General features: G+C 38.9%; 20 protein-coding genes. 19 read left to right on the forward strand and 1 reads right to left on the reverse strand.

The annotated features are described in order from the left end of the window. The first annotated feature begins 8 nt into the window (after positions 1 to 8). The 11 genes from MKY19_RS13400 to MKY19_RS13450 all read left to right on the forward strand — a co-directional run bounded on the left by MKY19_RS13400 (position 9) and on the right by MKY19_RS13450 (position 6,834). Positions 9 to 644 carry a pyridoxamine 5'-phosphate oxidase family protein gene (locus MKY19_RS13400; protein WP_042187839.1) on the forward strand — a complete coding sequence of 212 codons (636 nt, stop codon included), beginning with the start codon at positions 9 to 11 and terminating at the stop codon, positions 642 to 644. 2 nt (positions 645 to 646) lie between these two features. Beyond that, entirely contained in the window at positions 647 to 1,522 is an 876-nt protein-coding gene (locus tag MKY19_RS13405) for a S66 peptidase family protein (protein ID WP_339803471.1), read from the forward strand. A 69-nt stretch (positions 1,523 to 1,591) separates the two neighbouring features. Then, positions 1,592 to 2,119 (forward strand): ClbS/DfsB family four-helix bundle protein, encoded by a 528-nt coding sequence (locus tag MKY19_RS13410; protein ID WP_339804293.1) that lies wholly within the window; start codon positions 1,592 to 1,594, stop codon positions 2,117 to 2,119. 104 nt (positions 2,120 to 2,223) lie between these two features. Next, positions 2,224 to 2,769 carry a TlpA disulfide reductase family protein gene (locus MKY19_RS13415; protein WP_339803474.1) on the forward strand — a complete coding sequence of 182 codons (546 nt, stop codon included), beginning with the start codon at positions 2,224 to 2,226 and terminating at the stop codon, positions 2,767 to 2,769. A 130-nt stretch (positions 2,770 to 2,899) separates the two neighbouring features. Continuing rightward, on the forward strand, positions 2,900 to 3,490 hold the full coding sequence (locus tag MKY19_RS13420; RefSeq protein WP_339803477.1) for a hypothetical protein: 591 nt from the start codon (positions 2,900 to 2,902) through the stop codon (positions 3,488 to 3,490). Positions 3,491 to 3,499: 9 nt separating this feature from the next. Next, on the forward strand, positions 3,500 to 3,940 hold the full coding sequence (locus tag MKY19_RS13425) for a hypothetical protein (RefSeq protein ID WP_339803480.1): 441 nt from the start codon (positions 3,500 to 3,502) through the stop codon (positions 3,938 to 3,940). A 108-nt stretch (positions 3,941 to 4,048) separates the two neighbouring features. Further along, complete coding sequence (locus MKY19_RS13430; protein ID WP_339803483.1) at positions 4,049 to 4,456, forward strand: hypothetical protein; 408 nt, start codon at positions 4,049 to 4,051, stop codon at positions 4,454 to 4,456. Further along, positions 4,453 to 5,223, forward strand: a complete 771-nt coding sequence (locus MKY19_RS13435; RefSeq protein ID WP_339803486.1) for a DUF5071 domain-containing protein — start codon at positions 4,453 to 4,455, stop codon at positions 5,221 to 5,223. Before MKY19_RS13430 ends, MKY19_RS13435 begins: the two co-directional genes overlap by 4 nt. Before the next feature lie 43 nt (positions 5,224 to 5,266). Next, positions 5,267 to 6,160, forward strand: coding sequence for a PhzF family phenazine biosynthesis isomerase (locus MKY19_RS13440; RefSeq protein WP_339803489.1), 894 nt, complete (start codon positions 5,267 to 5,269; stop codon positions 6,158 to 6,160). After that, complete coding sequence (locus tag MKY19_RS13445) at positions 6,151 to 6,585, forward strand: NUDIX hydrolase (RefSeq protein WP_339803492.1); 435 nt, start codon at positions 6,151 to 6,153, stop codon at positions 6,583 to 6,585. Before MKY19_RS13440 ends, MKY19_RS13445 begins: the two co-directional genes overlap by 10 nt. A gap of 33 nt (positions 6,586 to 6,618) precedes the next feature. After that, complete coding sequence (locus MKY19_RS13450) at positions 6,619 to 6,834, forward strand: sulfurtransferase TusA family protein (protein WP_042187842.1); 216 nt, start codon at positions 6,619 to 6,621, stop codon at positions 6,832 to 6,834. A gap of 2 nt (positions 6,835 to 6,836) precedes the next feature. Here MKY19_RS13450 and MKY19_RS13455 read toward each other — a convergent pair whose 3' ends face one another. Next, the gene (locus tag MKY19_RS13455; RefSeq protein WP_339803495.1) at positions 6,837 to 7,721 is read right to left on the reverse strand and encodes a LysR family transcriptional regulator; all 885 of its coding nucleotides are present in this window, start codon (positions 7,719 to 7,721) and stop codon (positions 6,837 to 6,839) included. Positions 7,722 to 7,895: 174 nt separating this feature from the next. Here MKY19_RS13455 and MKY19_RS13460 point away from each other — a divergent pair, with 174 nt between their 5' ends. The 8 genes from MKY19_RS13460 to MKY19_RS13495 all read left to right on the forward strand — a co-directional run bounded on the left by MKY19_RS13460 (position 7,896) and on the right by MKY19_RS13495 (position 14,678). Beyond that, a complete protein-coding gene (locus MKY19_RS13460; protein WP_042187846.1) occupies positions 7,896 to 8,585 on the forward strand; it encodes a YeeE/YedE thiosulfate transporter family protein in 690 nt (229 codons plus the stop codon). A 65-nt stretch (positions 8,586 to 8,650) separates the two neighbouring features. Further along, positions 8,651 to 8,878, forward strand: a complete 228-nt coding sequence (locus MKY19_RS13465) for a sulfurtransferase TusA family protein (protein WP_036678256.1) — start codon at positions 8,651 to 8,653, stop codon at positions 8,876 to 8,878. Between the two features lie 34 nt (positions 8,879 to 8,912). Next, the gene (locus MKY19_RS13470; RefSeq protein WP_339803499.1) at positions 8,913 to 9,176 is read left to right on the forward strand and encodes a hypothetical protein; all 264 of its coding nucleotides are present in this window, start codon (positions 8,913 to 8,915) and stop codon (positions 9,174 to 9,176) included. Continuing rightward, positions 9,169 to 9,459 carry a YeeE/YedE thiosulfate transporter family protein gene (locus tag MKY19_RS13475; RefSeq protein WP_339803502.1) on the forward strand — a complete coding sequence of 97 codons (291 nt, stop codon included), beginning with the start codon at positions 9,169 to 9,171 and terminating at the stop codon, positions 9,457 to 9,459. The genes MKY19_RS13470 and MKY19_RS13475 overlap by 8 nt, the downstream gene beginning before the upstream one ends. Before the next feature lie 82 nt (positions 9,460 to 9,541). Continuing rightward, entirely contained in the window at positions 9,542 to 10,762 is a 1,221-nt protein-coding gene (locus MKY19_RS13480) for an FAD-dependent oxidoreductase (protein WP_339271012.1), read from the forward strand. A 263-nt stretch (positions 10,763 to 11,025) separates the two neighbouring features. Next, positions 11,026 to 11,994, forward strand: a complete 969-nt coding sequence (locus MKY19_RS13485) for an ABC transporter permease subunit (protein ID WP_042127372.1) — start codon at positions 11,026 to 11,028, stop codon at positions 11,992 to 11,994. 29 nt (positions 11,995 to 12,023) lie between these two features. Next, positions 12,024 to 12,920 carry a carbohydrate ABC transporter permease gene (locus MKY19_RS13490; RefSeq protein WP_042127373.1) on the forward strand — a complete coding sequence of 299 codons (897 nt, stop codon included), beginning with the start codon at positions 12,024 to 12,026 and terminating at the stop codon, positions 12,918 to 12,920. Positions 12,921 to 12,992: 72 nt separating this feature from the next. Continuing rightward, positions 12,993 to 14,678, forward strand: a complete 1,686-nt coding sequence (locus MKY19_RS13495) for an extracellular solute-binding protein (protein WP_052404491.1) — start codon at positions 12,993 to 12,995, stop codon at positions 14,676 to 14,678. Positions 14,679 to 14,833: the final 155 nt, after the last annotated feature.

The raw sequence follows: 14,833 nt of genomic DNA on the forward strand, positions 1-14,833 counted from the left end.
GGAGAAAGATGAACCATAATATTTTCAAAGAAGTTATAGACTCTGAAGAAGAGTTAAGGTCAATGTATGGGTATCCCAGTGAATTGGTAAACAACAAGAGTATAACCTTCATCGATCATCATTGCCGAGATTATATATCCAAATCACCGTTACTCTTTATAGCAACAAGTGATTCAGCTGGCAATTGTGATGTATCTCCGCGTGGGGATGCTGCAGGTTTTGTATATGTGTTAGACGACAAACATTTAGTGATTCCTGAGCGACCTGGTAATCGACGGTTTGATTCTTTGCGTAACATCCTTTTAAATTCAAAAGTGGGTTTGATATTTATTATTCCCGGTCTTGAAGAAACCTTAAGAATAAATGGACATGCAAGGATTATCAAAGATCAAGAAATAATGGTTCATATGGAGGCTCAAGGTAAACTGCCGAAATTGGGCATTGCCGTTGAAGTGGAAGAGTGTTATATGCATTGTGCTAAAGCTTTTAAAAGATCACATCTATGGGATGATACGTATTGGCCATTGAAAGCAGAGCTGCCTAAACCTTCGGTTATCATAGCAGAACATGCAAAAGAGCTTGGGATTTCTCAAGAGGATGTATCAAAGGGATTAAAGGATAGCTATGAGAATCGGTTATATTAGAAATGAAAGGATTAACTAAGATGAGCAAAGCTTTAAAACTCACTTCAGGGAATAAAGTAGGACTTATCGCTTGTTCTGATGGTGTGAGAGTGGAGAACCTGCCTAAAGTAGAAGAATTAATTAGAATTCTGAACTCGGTTGGTCTAGAGGTAGTGATGTCTAACACCTTGTTTAGAAGAGATGGTTATTTCAGTGGCAATCCTAAGGAAAGAGCAACGGAGTTGAATTGTCTATTTAATAATGATGAAATTTTTGCGATTTTTGATATTTCAGGTGGGGATTCCGCGAACCAGATCTTGGAATATATCGACTACGATAATATTCGATTGCATTCGAAGCCTTTTTTCGGAATGAGTGACTTGTCCGTTATTTTAAACGCTTTACATACACAAAGTAATTCGAAATCCTATCACTATCAGTTGATGAATCTCGTATCTTCTGATGGGGCGGAGCAGCAAGCTGCTTTTTATCGAACATTTTTCGAAGGACATAACGATCTTTACGATTTCGACTTTCATTGGGTCCGTGGGAACCAGATGAGTGGGATTGTAATTGGCGGCAATATTCGATGTTTTATGAAGCTGGCAGGAACAAGTTATTTTCCAGACCCTTCGAACAAGATTTTATTCTTAGAGAGTTTAAGTGGCAGAGCTAACAAAATCGTCTCCTTACTTGCTCAGCTTCAGCAAGTTAGAACTTTTGATAAATGTGCTGGAGTGATTCTTGGGTCGTTTACTGAGCTTGAGAGCTATAATGAATTTTCAATCGTAGAAGCGTACTTGAAGGAAATCAGCGGGATTCCTATCGTGAAGACGAACGAGATCGGGCATGGTAGTGACAGTAAGTGTATTGTTGTGGGTGAGAATATAACTTTATAAGAGCTAAAGGTGGATGATTGGTTTTTAAGGTGATTTATGTTGATAAGAGAGGAGTCAGAGAGAATTATGATGTCTACACACGACTACCCATCTAAAGAAGTATTGAAAAATGCTATACATACTGCCTATCTATCTCTCGATCTAGAATTTGAGGGCATTGAGAATGCTCAAAAAGACACTCGTATGGAAGGCGTCGATCGTACTCCAGCAGAAATCCTTGCCTATCAATTGGGCTGGTTGAATCTTGTTATGAAATGGGATAAGGATGAAAAAGCAGGAATAACCGTTATTACACCTTCACCGGATTATAAATGGAATCAGCTTGGCGGATTATATCAATCGTTTTATCATACATATGCTGCCTACTCATTAGACGAGTTAAGATCTTTATTTCAAGAGACAGAACATCAGTGGCAGAGCTGGATTGATTCTTTAAGTGATGAAGAACTTTTTACGCAAGGCGTGCGGAAATGGACAGGAAACAATCCGAGATGGCCTATGATCAAATGGATTCATATCAATTCCGTTGCACCGTTCAAGACTTTTCGTTCGAAGATTCGTAAATGGAAAAAGCTCAATGTAACTAAGGAAGTATAAATAAAGCCCCCATCTAAGAGAAATCTCTGAAGCAGGGGCTGTTTTGAGCTGTCAAGATCAATATGGAGGATATAGGATTAGTGGAAGAGAATGTATAGCAGTGGATGAATAGATTAGTAAAGGACGGATTATTTTTGAAGAAAACATCTATTATTGTAAGCGCATTTATATTATTGATTGCATTAAGCTCGATTATATTTGTCGTGGTAAACAACTCTTCCAAATCCATCAGGAGTCCTGAGAACATTGAACTAAAAGAGTTGTCGAACGGTAACAAAATACAAGTGAACTTCTCGGAGAAAGCCACTGTATTCGTATTTTTTACCTCATGGTGTCCCTATTGTAATGACGACGCTCCTAAGATTGTCTCATTGTATGAGAAATATAAAAATAGAGTGAACATATACGGAATCAATTTGCTTTATCAAGATGATCTTTCTGAAGTAAAACAATATGTGGAGGATCACAACATTAATTATCCCGTTCTCCTAGATGAAACAGGCGATCTCCATAAACATTTTGGTGAACAAGCTTTTCCTGCGTTGTTTTTTATGAACTCTGATGGCAAGGTTATGGATCAAATTATTGGCTCGACTGATTTTGACGCTATTGAGAGCTCGTTTAAGATTTTCATTAAAAACTATGATTAGTGTGAGAGATATGAAATCAAAGAAACCCATAATCATCACCGCATTTCTTACCTTTTTACTTCTGATGCTAATTGTAGTCTATATGATAAATCCTCAACCTGTTAATGCAATGATGGTAGAATTTTCTAGTATGGAGAAGCAAGGTAAGCATGTTTATGTAGAACCAGATATTTCAGAGGTCACAACAACGATACTTTTGAACGATTTCGAACAATCGAGAGAGAGAGTTTCTGGGTTCTTCGAAGATTTGAAAGACAATCCAACCCTTCTTTTTGTTCAATCTCCACACGCTCTTGAGAAGTATGCTCAGAAGAATCGAACGGGCCAGACTTATTATACTTGTTGGGGAAATTACATTGTTATTGGTCCAGACGGATTTAACGCGGATGTGATCGCCCATGAATTGATGCATAGTGAGTTAAGAAAGAGGTTGAAGAATAAGGATAAGGTTCCTGTGTGGTTTGATGAAGGTTTGGCTACCTTAGTTGACTATAGATATAACAGCGATAAGTTTATAAGTTTTGACAAGATAAATGAGCTAAGTAGTAGAGATGACTTTTATGAACCCTCACATGTAAAAGAAAATTATGAGATCGCCCATTCAGAAATTAATAGATGGTTTGGAATCGTTGGAAAGTCAGGTTTAGTGGGGCTTATTGATGGATTAAATAATGGAGAAGAGTTCAAAACAATCTATAAATCAATCGAATCCCAAAGCTAGGAGGTTGAGATGAAGAAATTCATTATTGTAATTCTAGCCATAATTGCTTTATTGCCATTGCATGCGGTCTCCGCGGATTGGGCCGGTTCGTTTGTTGTTTATTCAGGTGACATCTACGAAATATCAGACGATGAACTCATCCCCTCGGAAGAAATCGATAAGAAGATAGGGCATGTAACTAAATTTTCCGATGAGGAAGGCACGTACAGGGGGAATTTCTCGAATATTTATCCTAAAGGTACGCCCTACTACTCAATTATCAATACCGATCCAAAAGATTACATTGCTATTAAAACCCAAGAGGATATCTTTGTAAAAGCTTATAATAAAGGCCATTATCCCAATGATGAATTGGTTAAAAAAACGATTTGGATGTATTTCTTATTGGGGACATCGATTATCGTCTTATTAATAACTTGGATAATGAAGCGAAAGAAAGCAGTGTTGTAGCTAGAACGGCGTGGTGAAATGAGATAACTCTGTACTTGATTTTTTGTTTGTGTAATTATTTTTGCTTTTCTTTGGGTTTACGTAGAGAGAAAGGAATAAGCGATAACTATGAGTGCATTGAGAAGAATTGCCCAAGAATTGTTTTATGATCTCAGGTTTCATTTTAATCATAAAGATGATTCTATCTATTCTTTATTGGTATTTCTGCGAGATAGAATTATAGAAGCGCATAGAAATAATGATTTGTCAGAACAGGAGAAAATTTATAATTATGCGGAGTGGTGTTTTAACCAATATAAGCGAAGTCCTTATATGCATCATGCTATTTGTGTTGGCTTTTATGAACATTTAGTTGAAGATGAAAGTACCTTGCAGGCTATTCCATATAAAGTAAAACCATATATTTTTAAAGATATACAGGGATTATTCGAATGGATGTTAAACGAGGATAAAGATCGATATATCAAGTTAGTAGAAGAATACAATAGAGTGAACAGCACTGATTTTAATAGGTGAAATTTCAAGTTCGAAGGGTGAATCTAGTGGAAGAAGTATCTAGTCTAATCAAAAAATTATCATGGGACACACCCGAAGAAGAAAAGAAAGATGCAATTAATAAGCTACAATACATAAAGGATGAAGATTTGCATTTATTAGTACAACCTATATCAAAAGACTATTGGGATGGAGCGGCTGAAACAGTCATACGTTTAGGATATCCACGTGTGAAAAGCATATTGCCGGGTTTACTTGAATGGATACAAGATAGGAATTGGCCAGGTGCGGGGGAAATAGCTGTTTTTTTACTTGAAATAGGGGATCCGATGATTCCATATGTAAAAGATGTACTAAATCAACACAGCGATGATCAAGAATGGGTGTACTGGATTTTTGAAGTATTAATTAATCATTGGAATACGGTACAAGTCGTACAGATACAAGCAGAATTAATTAAGATTTCACAGGAAAAAGCCAATGACCTTTCGGCATTGAGAATCTTATTAACTCACGGTATATATGCAAAAGATGTGGTCTGTGAAATAATCCAGTGTAAAAAAGATGTCATTGCTTTTGAACTCAAGGAACTTCATGATACTCATCCTGAAATTGATTGTGAAGCTCTTAAAAAAGAATTCAATGAAATAATCATCAAGCAGCCTAATTTGATTAAATCATTTTATGAGCACAATAAAGAACGTTTTTATATATGTAATGCGATATCTAACCCCCAAGAAGTTTTAAGAGAAATAGAAATTTTTACTGCTGAGTTTCTCACTACGTGAAGTTATCAAGCTTTACTGAAATAAATTGAAAGGAGACTTACCAGTGAACAACATCAAAGTGCTTCATTATGATGCTTTTTCGCCTTATCCGAACAAAGGGAATCCTGCGGGAGTCGTGTTAGAAGCTGATCATTTAAGCGAAAGTGAAATGCAATCAATAGCTCATAAGGTCGGATTTAACGAAACAGTTTTTGTAGTCCCATCAGATGTAGCTGATTTAAGGCTTAAGTATTTTACGCCAGGCCATGAGATCAATCTTTGTGGACATGCTACAATGGCATCTTTATTTGCTTTAAAAACAAAGGGTATTCTTGGAGAGGCTAGCTCGATAAAGATCGAAACAAACGTGGGTGTGCTACCCATCCAATTCAGTATGGACAACAATAATCACTTACTAATAAAAATGAAGCAAGATCAACCGAAGTTTATTGAATTTAACGGCGATAGAGCGAAGCTTGCACACGCCATAGGTTTAACCCTTGACGAGATAGAAGAGGATCTGCCTATTGTTTATGGCTGTACTGGCGCATGGACTCTATTAGTCCCGATTAAGAGAATAGATAGCTTTAATAAAATGAAACCGACAAACTCGTTGTTTCCGGAGATTTTAACGCAGGTTCCAAAAGCATCTGTACACCCATTTTCACTCCAAACGCTTGATCCGCACGCTTTAATGCATGCCAGACATTTCTCATCGCCTTTTTCGGGAACCGTTGAAGATCCAGTAACAGGTACAGCATCGGGAGTCATGGGGGCTTTTTATTTAAAATATATTAATCCGCATTTGGACTCGATACAATTTGATGTGGAACAGGGATTGGAAATGGGTAGGGACGGCAAGGTGAACGTAGAAGTATATCGAAATGAATCCGGTGAAATGGATGTGTTTATTTCTGGAACTGCGGTGTTTGTGAGGGAGGTAGATTTATGGAGATGATAAAATATACTCAGCTTGGAGTGTATGGAGTCTTAGTGAAGAACGATAAAGTATTACTAATTAAGAAAGCAAGAGGGCCTCATACGGGGAAGTGGGATTTTCCAGGGGGTTCTGTTGAGTTTGGAGAGGAGCCGTATGAGGCCCTTAAGAGGGAGTTTCGGGAAGAGACCGGAATTACAAGTTTAAAAGGATTGCTTCATGATTCCATTTCCTATACGTTAATTTATCCATACAGTGATACCCAGTTAGAAGAGTTACATCATATAGGGATCATATATAATGTTTCATTATTAGATGTGAACTTTGAGCTTAAGACTGATGGAGACGGACAAGACTCTGATGGGGCACAGTGGATAGAAATCAAACAACTAAACAACCTTGCTTTAACCCCTATTGTGAAGAAAATAATGCTGGGTCATTATTAGAACTTTAATGATCTAAGGAATGGAGGCAGCTTCATGATTGAAATTGATTGTCTGGGTGAAATCTGCCCAGTACCAGTAATGATGTTAAAAAAACATCAAAAAGCCATTCAGAAGGGTGAAAAGGTAATGCTAGTTACTGATCATAGCTGCGCAAAAGTTTCTATCACGGATTACTGTCGTGGTTCAAATCTAAAATGTTCCATTCAAGAAGTGATTAATGGAGTATGGGAAATTACGATTGAGGTTTAGGCTCAACACAAAGTATCTATTAAAGTCTTTTCAATATATCGAACTAATTGTTTCGTATCGTTGTCACAGCGCTGATTTTGTTTCTTTATCATGTAGACATCGTTATTGACCTGGAACTGATCAATAGGAATGATCTTGAGTTGTTTACTATACAACTCTTTTTTTATGGACATATAAGGGAGAAAGGCGAGACCATGTCCTCTAATGGCAGCAAGCTTTACCGCCTCAAGAGAGTCTAGATTAAAGAGTATATTTAATTTAAGCTCGCCCACTGACACTGCATTCAAAGCTCTTTGCACACAATGAAGCTGTGAGGACCAGATTAAAGGATAATTCGGGAGCTCAGTCAATGTGATTTTATCAGGGCAAACGGTCGTATTGCTTGCCACCAACATAACTTGATCTGAAAATACCATATGTGACCTTAATTCGGATTTTGGAGAGGGACCGGAAATAAACCCGATATCACCTTCTTCAAGAAGTAAACGTTCTTCTACTAAGGACGATGCCCCTTCATTTAAAGTGATATGGCAATTGGGAAAATGTTTTTTTACCTCATACAAGGTACAAGGGAGAGCATAATTACAGACCTCCGGAATTGCATAAATAGACAGCTCTTGTTGTGTTGGCTGTAAATGATTGATTTCTGTGATCATATCATCATACAATTTACAGATTTGCTCCACGTACTTCTCCGCAATAATCCCTGCTTCGGTTAGGCTAGCGCCTTTATTACTTCTCACAAAAAGTTCAGAACCTAGGGTATTCTCCCATGATTTCAACTGCTGACTAAGTGCGGATTGGGTGATATGAGATTTCTGAGCGGCTTTAGATATACTTTTTAACGATGCGATATCTAAAAATAATTTAAGCGTTTCCATATTCATACCTATTCCTCCTGTTGCCCGCTGTTAGTGCACACTATAGCATACTTGATTACGCTCCATCTGTGCCATTAGTAACACTTATACAGCATAAAGAAAGCAGATAACCACAGCACAAATAAGTATGTTACTATTTTCACATAGTCAATTACATAAAAACGATGGAGGTGTTAGACTATGGGGCAAACCGTAAGTCCCGAAACGAGATCAACCCGAACCAGAGCTCCTAGAAAACCTAAAAAGAGTCAGTTGCCCATCGCGTTGCTGGTCACAGCTCTCATTATTGGGTTTGGTTTTTTCCTAGACCATTCCCACGATAAAATGGTTGTCTACCTGCTTTTCGGTATTTCGTTTGGCGTTATTTTACAAAGATCACGTTTCTGCTTTACTGCATCACTTAGAGATCCCTGTATTACAGGCAGCACATCAGTTACAAGAGCGGTTCTTATTGCATTTTCTCTCGCTACGATCGGATTTACAGCCATTAAGTATCCAGCATTCCTGGAAGGTAAACCGATTCCTGGGATGGACAATGTGGGTCAGATCAGCTTAGCTTTGATCATTGGTGCTGTATTATTCGGAATTGGCATGGTTATCGCGGGTGGATGCGCTTCGGGTACATTGATGCGTGTAGGTGAAGGATTCACGATGCAGATGCTTTCACTTGTGTTTTTTGTCATTGGTTCACTTTGGGGATCACATGATATGGGGTGGTGGAGAGCTAACGTTATAAAGGATGCACCAACTGTATTTTTACCAGACGTCTTTGGTTGGCTTGGAGCACTGGTTGTTCAGTTCCTGATTATTCTTCTGTTATACATTGCAGCTGTTAAATGGCAAGAGAAAAAGATGGGAAGCGCAGATTAGTTTAGATTATTACGTGAATATTTTCACTATTGTTATTCCAAAAAAATATAAAGGTGGTTTTTAAAATGGCTGAATTTACACTTGATTGCATGGGAGAAGCTTGTCCGGTTCCGTTAATGAGAACAGAAAAGAAAATGACTGAACTCAATGTAGGTGATGTACTAGTAGTAGCTATTGATCATAGCTGCGCAATGAAGAACGTTCCAGAATGGGCGAGAAAACAGGGACATAATGTGGAAATCGAAGAGGTTGATGATGGCGAGTGGGAAGTTGTTATTGAGAAGGTAAAATAGGATCGCTGAGTAGGAAAGGACGGTGAATGAAACGGTGAACGAATTCTGGTTGAAGATATCGTCTAACCGCTTTTACAAGCGCTTGCTCAAAGAACCGTTTACTTATGTAACTGGAGCTGTACTTCTCGCTGTATTCGCTACAGCACATCTGGCTGTTTTCTCTAAAGGATGGGGAGTAACTAGCGCTTTTGCAGATTGGGGAGCTTGGTTGTATCGATTAGCAGGCGGAAATGTAGATCAATGGGCATATTTTAGTTCGGAAAAAGCACAAAACATTATCTTCCGGATTTTTGAATGATGGTGGTTCGATTCGAAATCTAGGGATAATATTAGGTGCTTTAGCAGCGACTTTGTTTGCTTCCGAATTCAAGTTGAAGAAAATTAAGTCCAAAAAGCAGGTTGTAGCAGCGGTACTTGGTGGATTACTCATGGGGTACGGAGCTAGACTGGCTAATGGATGTAATATTGGTGCATTGTTTACGGCTATAGCTTCTTTATCGCTTTCAGGATGGATATTTGGATTGTTCCTGCTGGTTGGCGCATTTATAGGCAGTAAATTATTAGCCAAATTCTTTATGTAAAAGTGAAATAGGCTGAGCTTGTTGCGCTGACGAGAGTCAGCCTATTTTATTAAGGCACAGACTCACAGGAGGGACAAACGGAATGGAAAAGAAGACAGAACAGTATGATGTCGTCATTATCGGTGGCGGGGCTGCTGGTTTAACAGCGGGAATCTATTGTGGACGTGCAAAATTAAAGACTCTCCTCTTGGAAAAATCACTGGTAGGTGGTCTTGCCACTTATACTAATGAAATAGAAAATTATCCTGGTTTTCCTGAAGGAACGACCGGTACAGACCTTATGGAATTATTTCATAAACAAGCTAAGAAATTTGGTGTGGATTTTAAAATGACAGATGTAAAATCTGTATCGGTAGCGGAAGATATTAAGGTAGTGGAGACCTTTCGGGTTCGTTATGAGTGCAAGGTCATTATTATAGCCAGTGGGGGAAAACCAAGAATTACCGGGGCAGCTAATGAAGATATGTTCTTATATGATAAAGGAATTTCTTTCTGTGCAACCTGTGACGCTGCAGCAAATACGGGAAAGACGGTTATGGTTGTTGGCAGTGGTGATGCAGCTATTGAAGAAGGAATGTTTCTGACCAAGTTTGCAGATAAAGTAATCGTTTCTGTTATGCATGATCATGGGAAAATGGATTGTAATGAAATTGCCAAAACGCAGGCACTAGAAAACCCTAAAATGGAATTCATGTGGAATACGGTGGTAAGTTCTTTCGAAGGTGAGGAACGTTTGAATTCCGTCGTCCTGAAAAATTTAAAATCTAATGAACTGCAAAACGTAAAGGTTGATTCATGTTTCTTATTTATTGGATATACCCCGAACACAGAAATTTTATCAGGTGTAGTTGAGTTGAATCGAAATGGATATATCCTAGTCAATGAAAAAATGGAAACAAATATACCTGGTGTGTTCGCAGCAGGCGATGTATGTGATAAGTTCCTTAAGCAAGTGGCTACAGCTGTCGGTGATGGTGCCATTGCAGGGTATGGTGCAGAGAAGTATATCTCTGAATGTGAGACCTATGAGCATCAAATTCTAAATCAAGGAAAACCATCCGTTGTTTATTTATGGAATGCAACTGATCCTTCTTGCCGGGAGCTATTACCACTCTTTGAGGCGTTTGAACAATCCCATACTGAGATCAGGGTCACAAAGGTAGATGTATATAAGTCACCCGGACTTGCTGCCAAGCTAGGAATAGATTCAGTTCCTTCTATTGTTTATCTAGATGATGGAAAGATCCAAAGAGTAATTACAGACAAGATAAGTGATAACATATTGAATGCTCTAACGAATTGATGAAAAAGCCCTATGCAGATATCTCTGCATAGGGCTTTTTTAAATTATGCTTTTATTAAATTGGACGAGCTATTTCAAGAAAGTGTCAAAGTATCAATAATAGTTGTTTTGTCATATACCTTTGAAAGCGCTTAGATATTAAGATTAATTCATAAGATAGCAAATCAACGGAGGGAGAGTAGAGGAGAACCAAGGCTGCAAAAAGAGAGAAAGCCATGAAAGATGCTTTATTTATAAGAATCTAGGTTTAGGAGGACTTACATATGGCGAACGCAAGCGTCGCACCAGACAAGACATCAAGACCGAATCTCGGCAAGCATCGGACCAGCGGGATAAGACGCTTTTTTAAGCAAATAGATCTGCAGCTTATGGTATTGCCAGCACTTGTTTTAGTTTTTATTTTTGCCTATATCCCCATGTACGGTATTCTAATCGCTTTTCAAGATTACAAGTTAGGTAATAGCTTTATTAGCAGTGATTGGGTTGGATTAAAGCACTTTATTTACTTCTTTAATGCTCCTGAATTTGAAGTGGTTATGAAAAATACAATCATAATCAGCTTACTGAAGTTCTGTTTTGGATTTCCTGCACCGATTATTTTGGCGTTAATGCTGAACGAAGTTCGTAAGATGTTCTTTAAACGGGTTATTCAGACCGTTACATACTTGCCTCACTTCTTATCGTGGGTGGTTATCGGCTCGATGGTTACCTCGATGCTATCCGTAGATAATGGCAGTATAAATATGCTGCTTGAGAAATTGAGATTTATCGATGAACCGATTAACTTCCTGTCTATGACCGAATATTTCTGGGGCATTTTAGTTACAACCAATGTGTGGAAGGAAATTGGATTTGCCTCGATCGTTTACTTAGCTGCCATTGCTGGTATTGATCCGCACTTATACGAAGCTGCTTCGATGGATGGTGCGAGTCGCTTTAAACAGATATATTTGATTACGTTGCCTTCCATTATGCCAGTTGTGATCATCTTTATGATTCTGGCAATCGGTAATCTGGTGAATGCAGGATTTGAAGATATTTTGATCCTTGCTTCCAATCCGGCTCTACGAGAGGTATCAGATTCAGTTGATGTATATGTTGTACGTGTCGGTATAGATAACTTCAGGTACTCCTATGCGACTGCTATCGGATTGTTCAAGGCCGTTATCAGTGTGACATTACTTACCTTTGCAAATTTCATTGCCAGAAGAGCGGGAAACAGCTTGTGGTAATGAATTACTCAATATAGGGGGACTGAATTATGAAACGTACTAACATAGGAGACCGATTGTTTATTGGCTTCATATATGTATTCTTGACCTTACTGGCATTCTCCGCGTTTTATCCATTTTGGAATTCACTTGTGATTTCTTTTAATGAGGGGATGGATACTTCCAAAGGCGGAATTACTTTCTGGGTCCGTGAGTTCACGCTTGAGAATTATAAGATCGTATTTGAAGATTCTCGTTTAATGGGTGGATTCGTCATTGCAACATTGCGGACGGTAATTGGTACAGTAACAGCGATATTGGCCACTTCGATATTTGCTTATGGGATGTCGAAGCGCGAACTAATGGGTCGCAAATACTACATGATTATGTGTATCATTACAATGTATTTCGGCGGGGGACTCATTCCGTCATACATGCTTATCAGAAGTTTAGGCCTCTTCAACTCATTTTGGGTGTTTATTATTCCTGCACTTGTCAGCGTATGGAATATGATCATATTCCGGACCTTTTTCCAAGGTCTTCCGCAAGGTTTAGAGGAGTCAGCAAAGATTGATGGCTGCGGATACTGGGGAACTTTTCTCCGAATCGTACTTCCCTTGTCAGGGCCAGTCATCGCAACATTATCATTGTTCACAGCAGTCAATCACTGGAATGAGTGGTTCGTAGCGAGTATTTACATTACGAAAGAGGAGTTAATGCCGATTCAGACCATCTTGAGACAGATATTGTTCTCTAATATTGCTTCAGAACAGCTGTCTAATGTAGATGCAAGTTCCATTGCTCATATTAACTCAGCCAAGAAAATAACGTCGAAGTCATTAACGATGGCTACGATCATGGTTGCAACCATTCCGATTGTATGTGTATACCCATTCCTACAAAGATTCTTCGTTAAAGGTGTCTTGGTCGGATCATTGAAAGAGTAGGATGATAGAATGAGATGGGGTTTAGAGCGTATTGCTTTGAACATAGATTACAAATTGAAAGGGGAAAATACATTGAAGACTAAGAGAAAGATGCTTCTCGGAACGTTGTCTACCTTGCTATTGTCGACTGTGGTGGCGGGTTGTGGTGGCAACAATTCAAGCGCTCCAGCTGCAACTGCTGAACCAGTGAAAGAAGGAGGAACAGCGGTTAACACAGCAACTGAAGCTCCAGCGGCTGATTTGTATGAGTTAGGGAAAGAACCGCTTGAAGTATCATTCTACGGAAACTACGGCTGGTATCAAATGCCGAAATGGGGCAAAGATGCTGCTTCTAAATGGATTTTAGATAATTTGAAAATCAATGTCACTGGAATTAGCTCTGGTGGTAATAATGCTCAGAAGCTGCAAACGATGATCGTTGGTAATGAGCTACCGGATATTGTATGGACTGAGAAAGGTGCTGACGTAGAGCGTCTTCGTCAAGCGGATATGCTAGTTCCTTTGGATGAATACATTGATAAATATCCAAACTTTAAAAAGTACTTAACAGCTGGACATTTGGAATTGCTTCGTTCTCCTGATGGTAAAATCTATCAGCTGCCGAATTATTATACAACACAGCCAAACGGTAATGCCGGTTATGCGATCAATAAGAAAATTTACAAAGAACTCGGTTCTCCTAAGCTAGAGACTACGGATGATTTGTATGCTTACTTAAATGCTGTTAAAGCGAAGTTCCCAGATGTTATTCCGTTTGAGACTGGCTTAGCGAAAGATGGTAACGGTATTGACCAGTTGTTCTCCTCTTTTAAAGAGAATAACCTTTCGTATACTAGAATATATGCTGTACCTGATGGCGACAAAATGGCTTCCATTTACAAAGATGAAGGGTTCCGTGAGTCCGTTGTCTTTGGTGCTAAATTAATGCGTGAGAAGCTTATGACACAGGATGCGAATACCCAAACAGAAGACCAAATCAGAGAGAAAGCGATGAACGGCAAGTTCGCTGTGATTGCGACATTCGATCCGATGAAGTTGCTCGCTACTGCTGATGAAGAGATGAAGAAGAAAAATCCGGAAGATGGTTATATGTTTATTAAACCAATCTACAAACCGGGCTTAGATCAAAGTAAAATCACTCCGGGAACGTACAATCAGTTAGGCTGGAACGTGGCTACAATCACTAAAAACGCTAAAAATCCAGAAGCTGTATTCGCAATGCTTGATTGGATGACAGGTGCAGAAGGTTCTATGGTTCTGAACTGGGGCCCTCCAGGACCAGACGCTTACTGGGATGGCTTTGAAGCAGATGGACTTACTCCTAAATTTAATAAAGATAAATATCTAAATGAGCCAGAAGCATTGTCTGAAATCAGCGGTAAGGCTGGTGACTTGGTTTGGGTAGGAAACACGGTTTTCTTGGATAATACGAAGAAAATGATGTTGCAAACCCTTCCAGCTGATAAGATCGACTTTAGTAACCGTTGGCAGATGGAAGTAACGTGGGCTTCACAAGGCGACTTTACGGAGTTCCTAAACTGGGATCCGGCTCCAGACAGTGAAGAAGGTATTATCAGACAAAGCGTTAGAGATATCTGGCTAACTGCTAGAGCGAAATCAATGTATGCGAAGACCGATGCAGAAGCATTAGCCATTCTTGACAAAGCACATGATGATTCCATGAAGGTTGGTTATGAGAAATTCCTTGATTATGTTACAAAAGTATGGACAGAAAACAAGAAAGCTTTAGGAAAATAATAATTAGTAATACGAAGGTTTGCTACTAGGCAAGCCTTCGTTTTTACGTTGTATTCCGATGACTCATTGTTTATAGGCTGGTAGACAAATTTATGAATGGTATACTGGGAAAGAGTAATGGTAGAATTTACAGGGACAGATTTATGCATTTCAAA

This window comes from Paenibacillus sp. FSL R5-0744 (assembly GCF_037972555.1).
In the GTDB taxonomy this organism is placed as follows: domain Bacteria; phylum Bacillota; class Bacilli; order Paenibacillales; family Paenibacillaceae; genus Paenibacillus_AQ.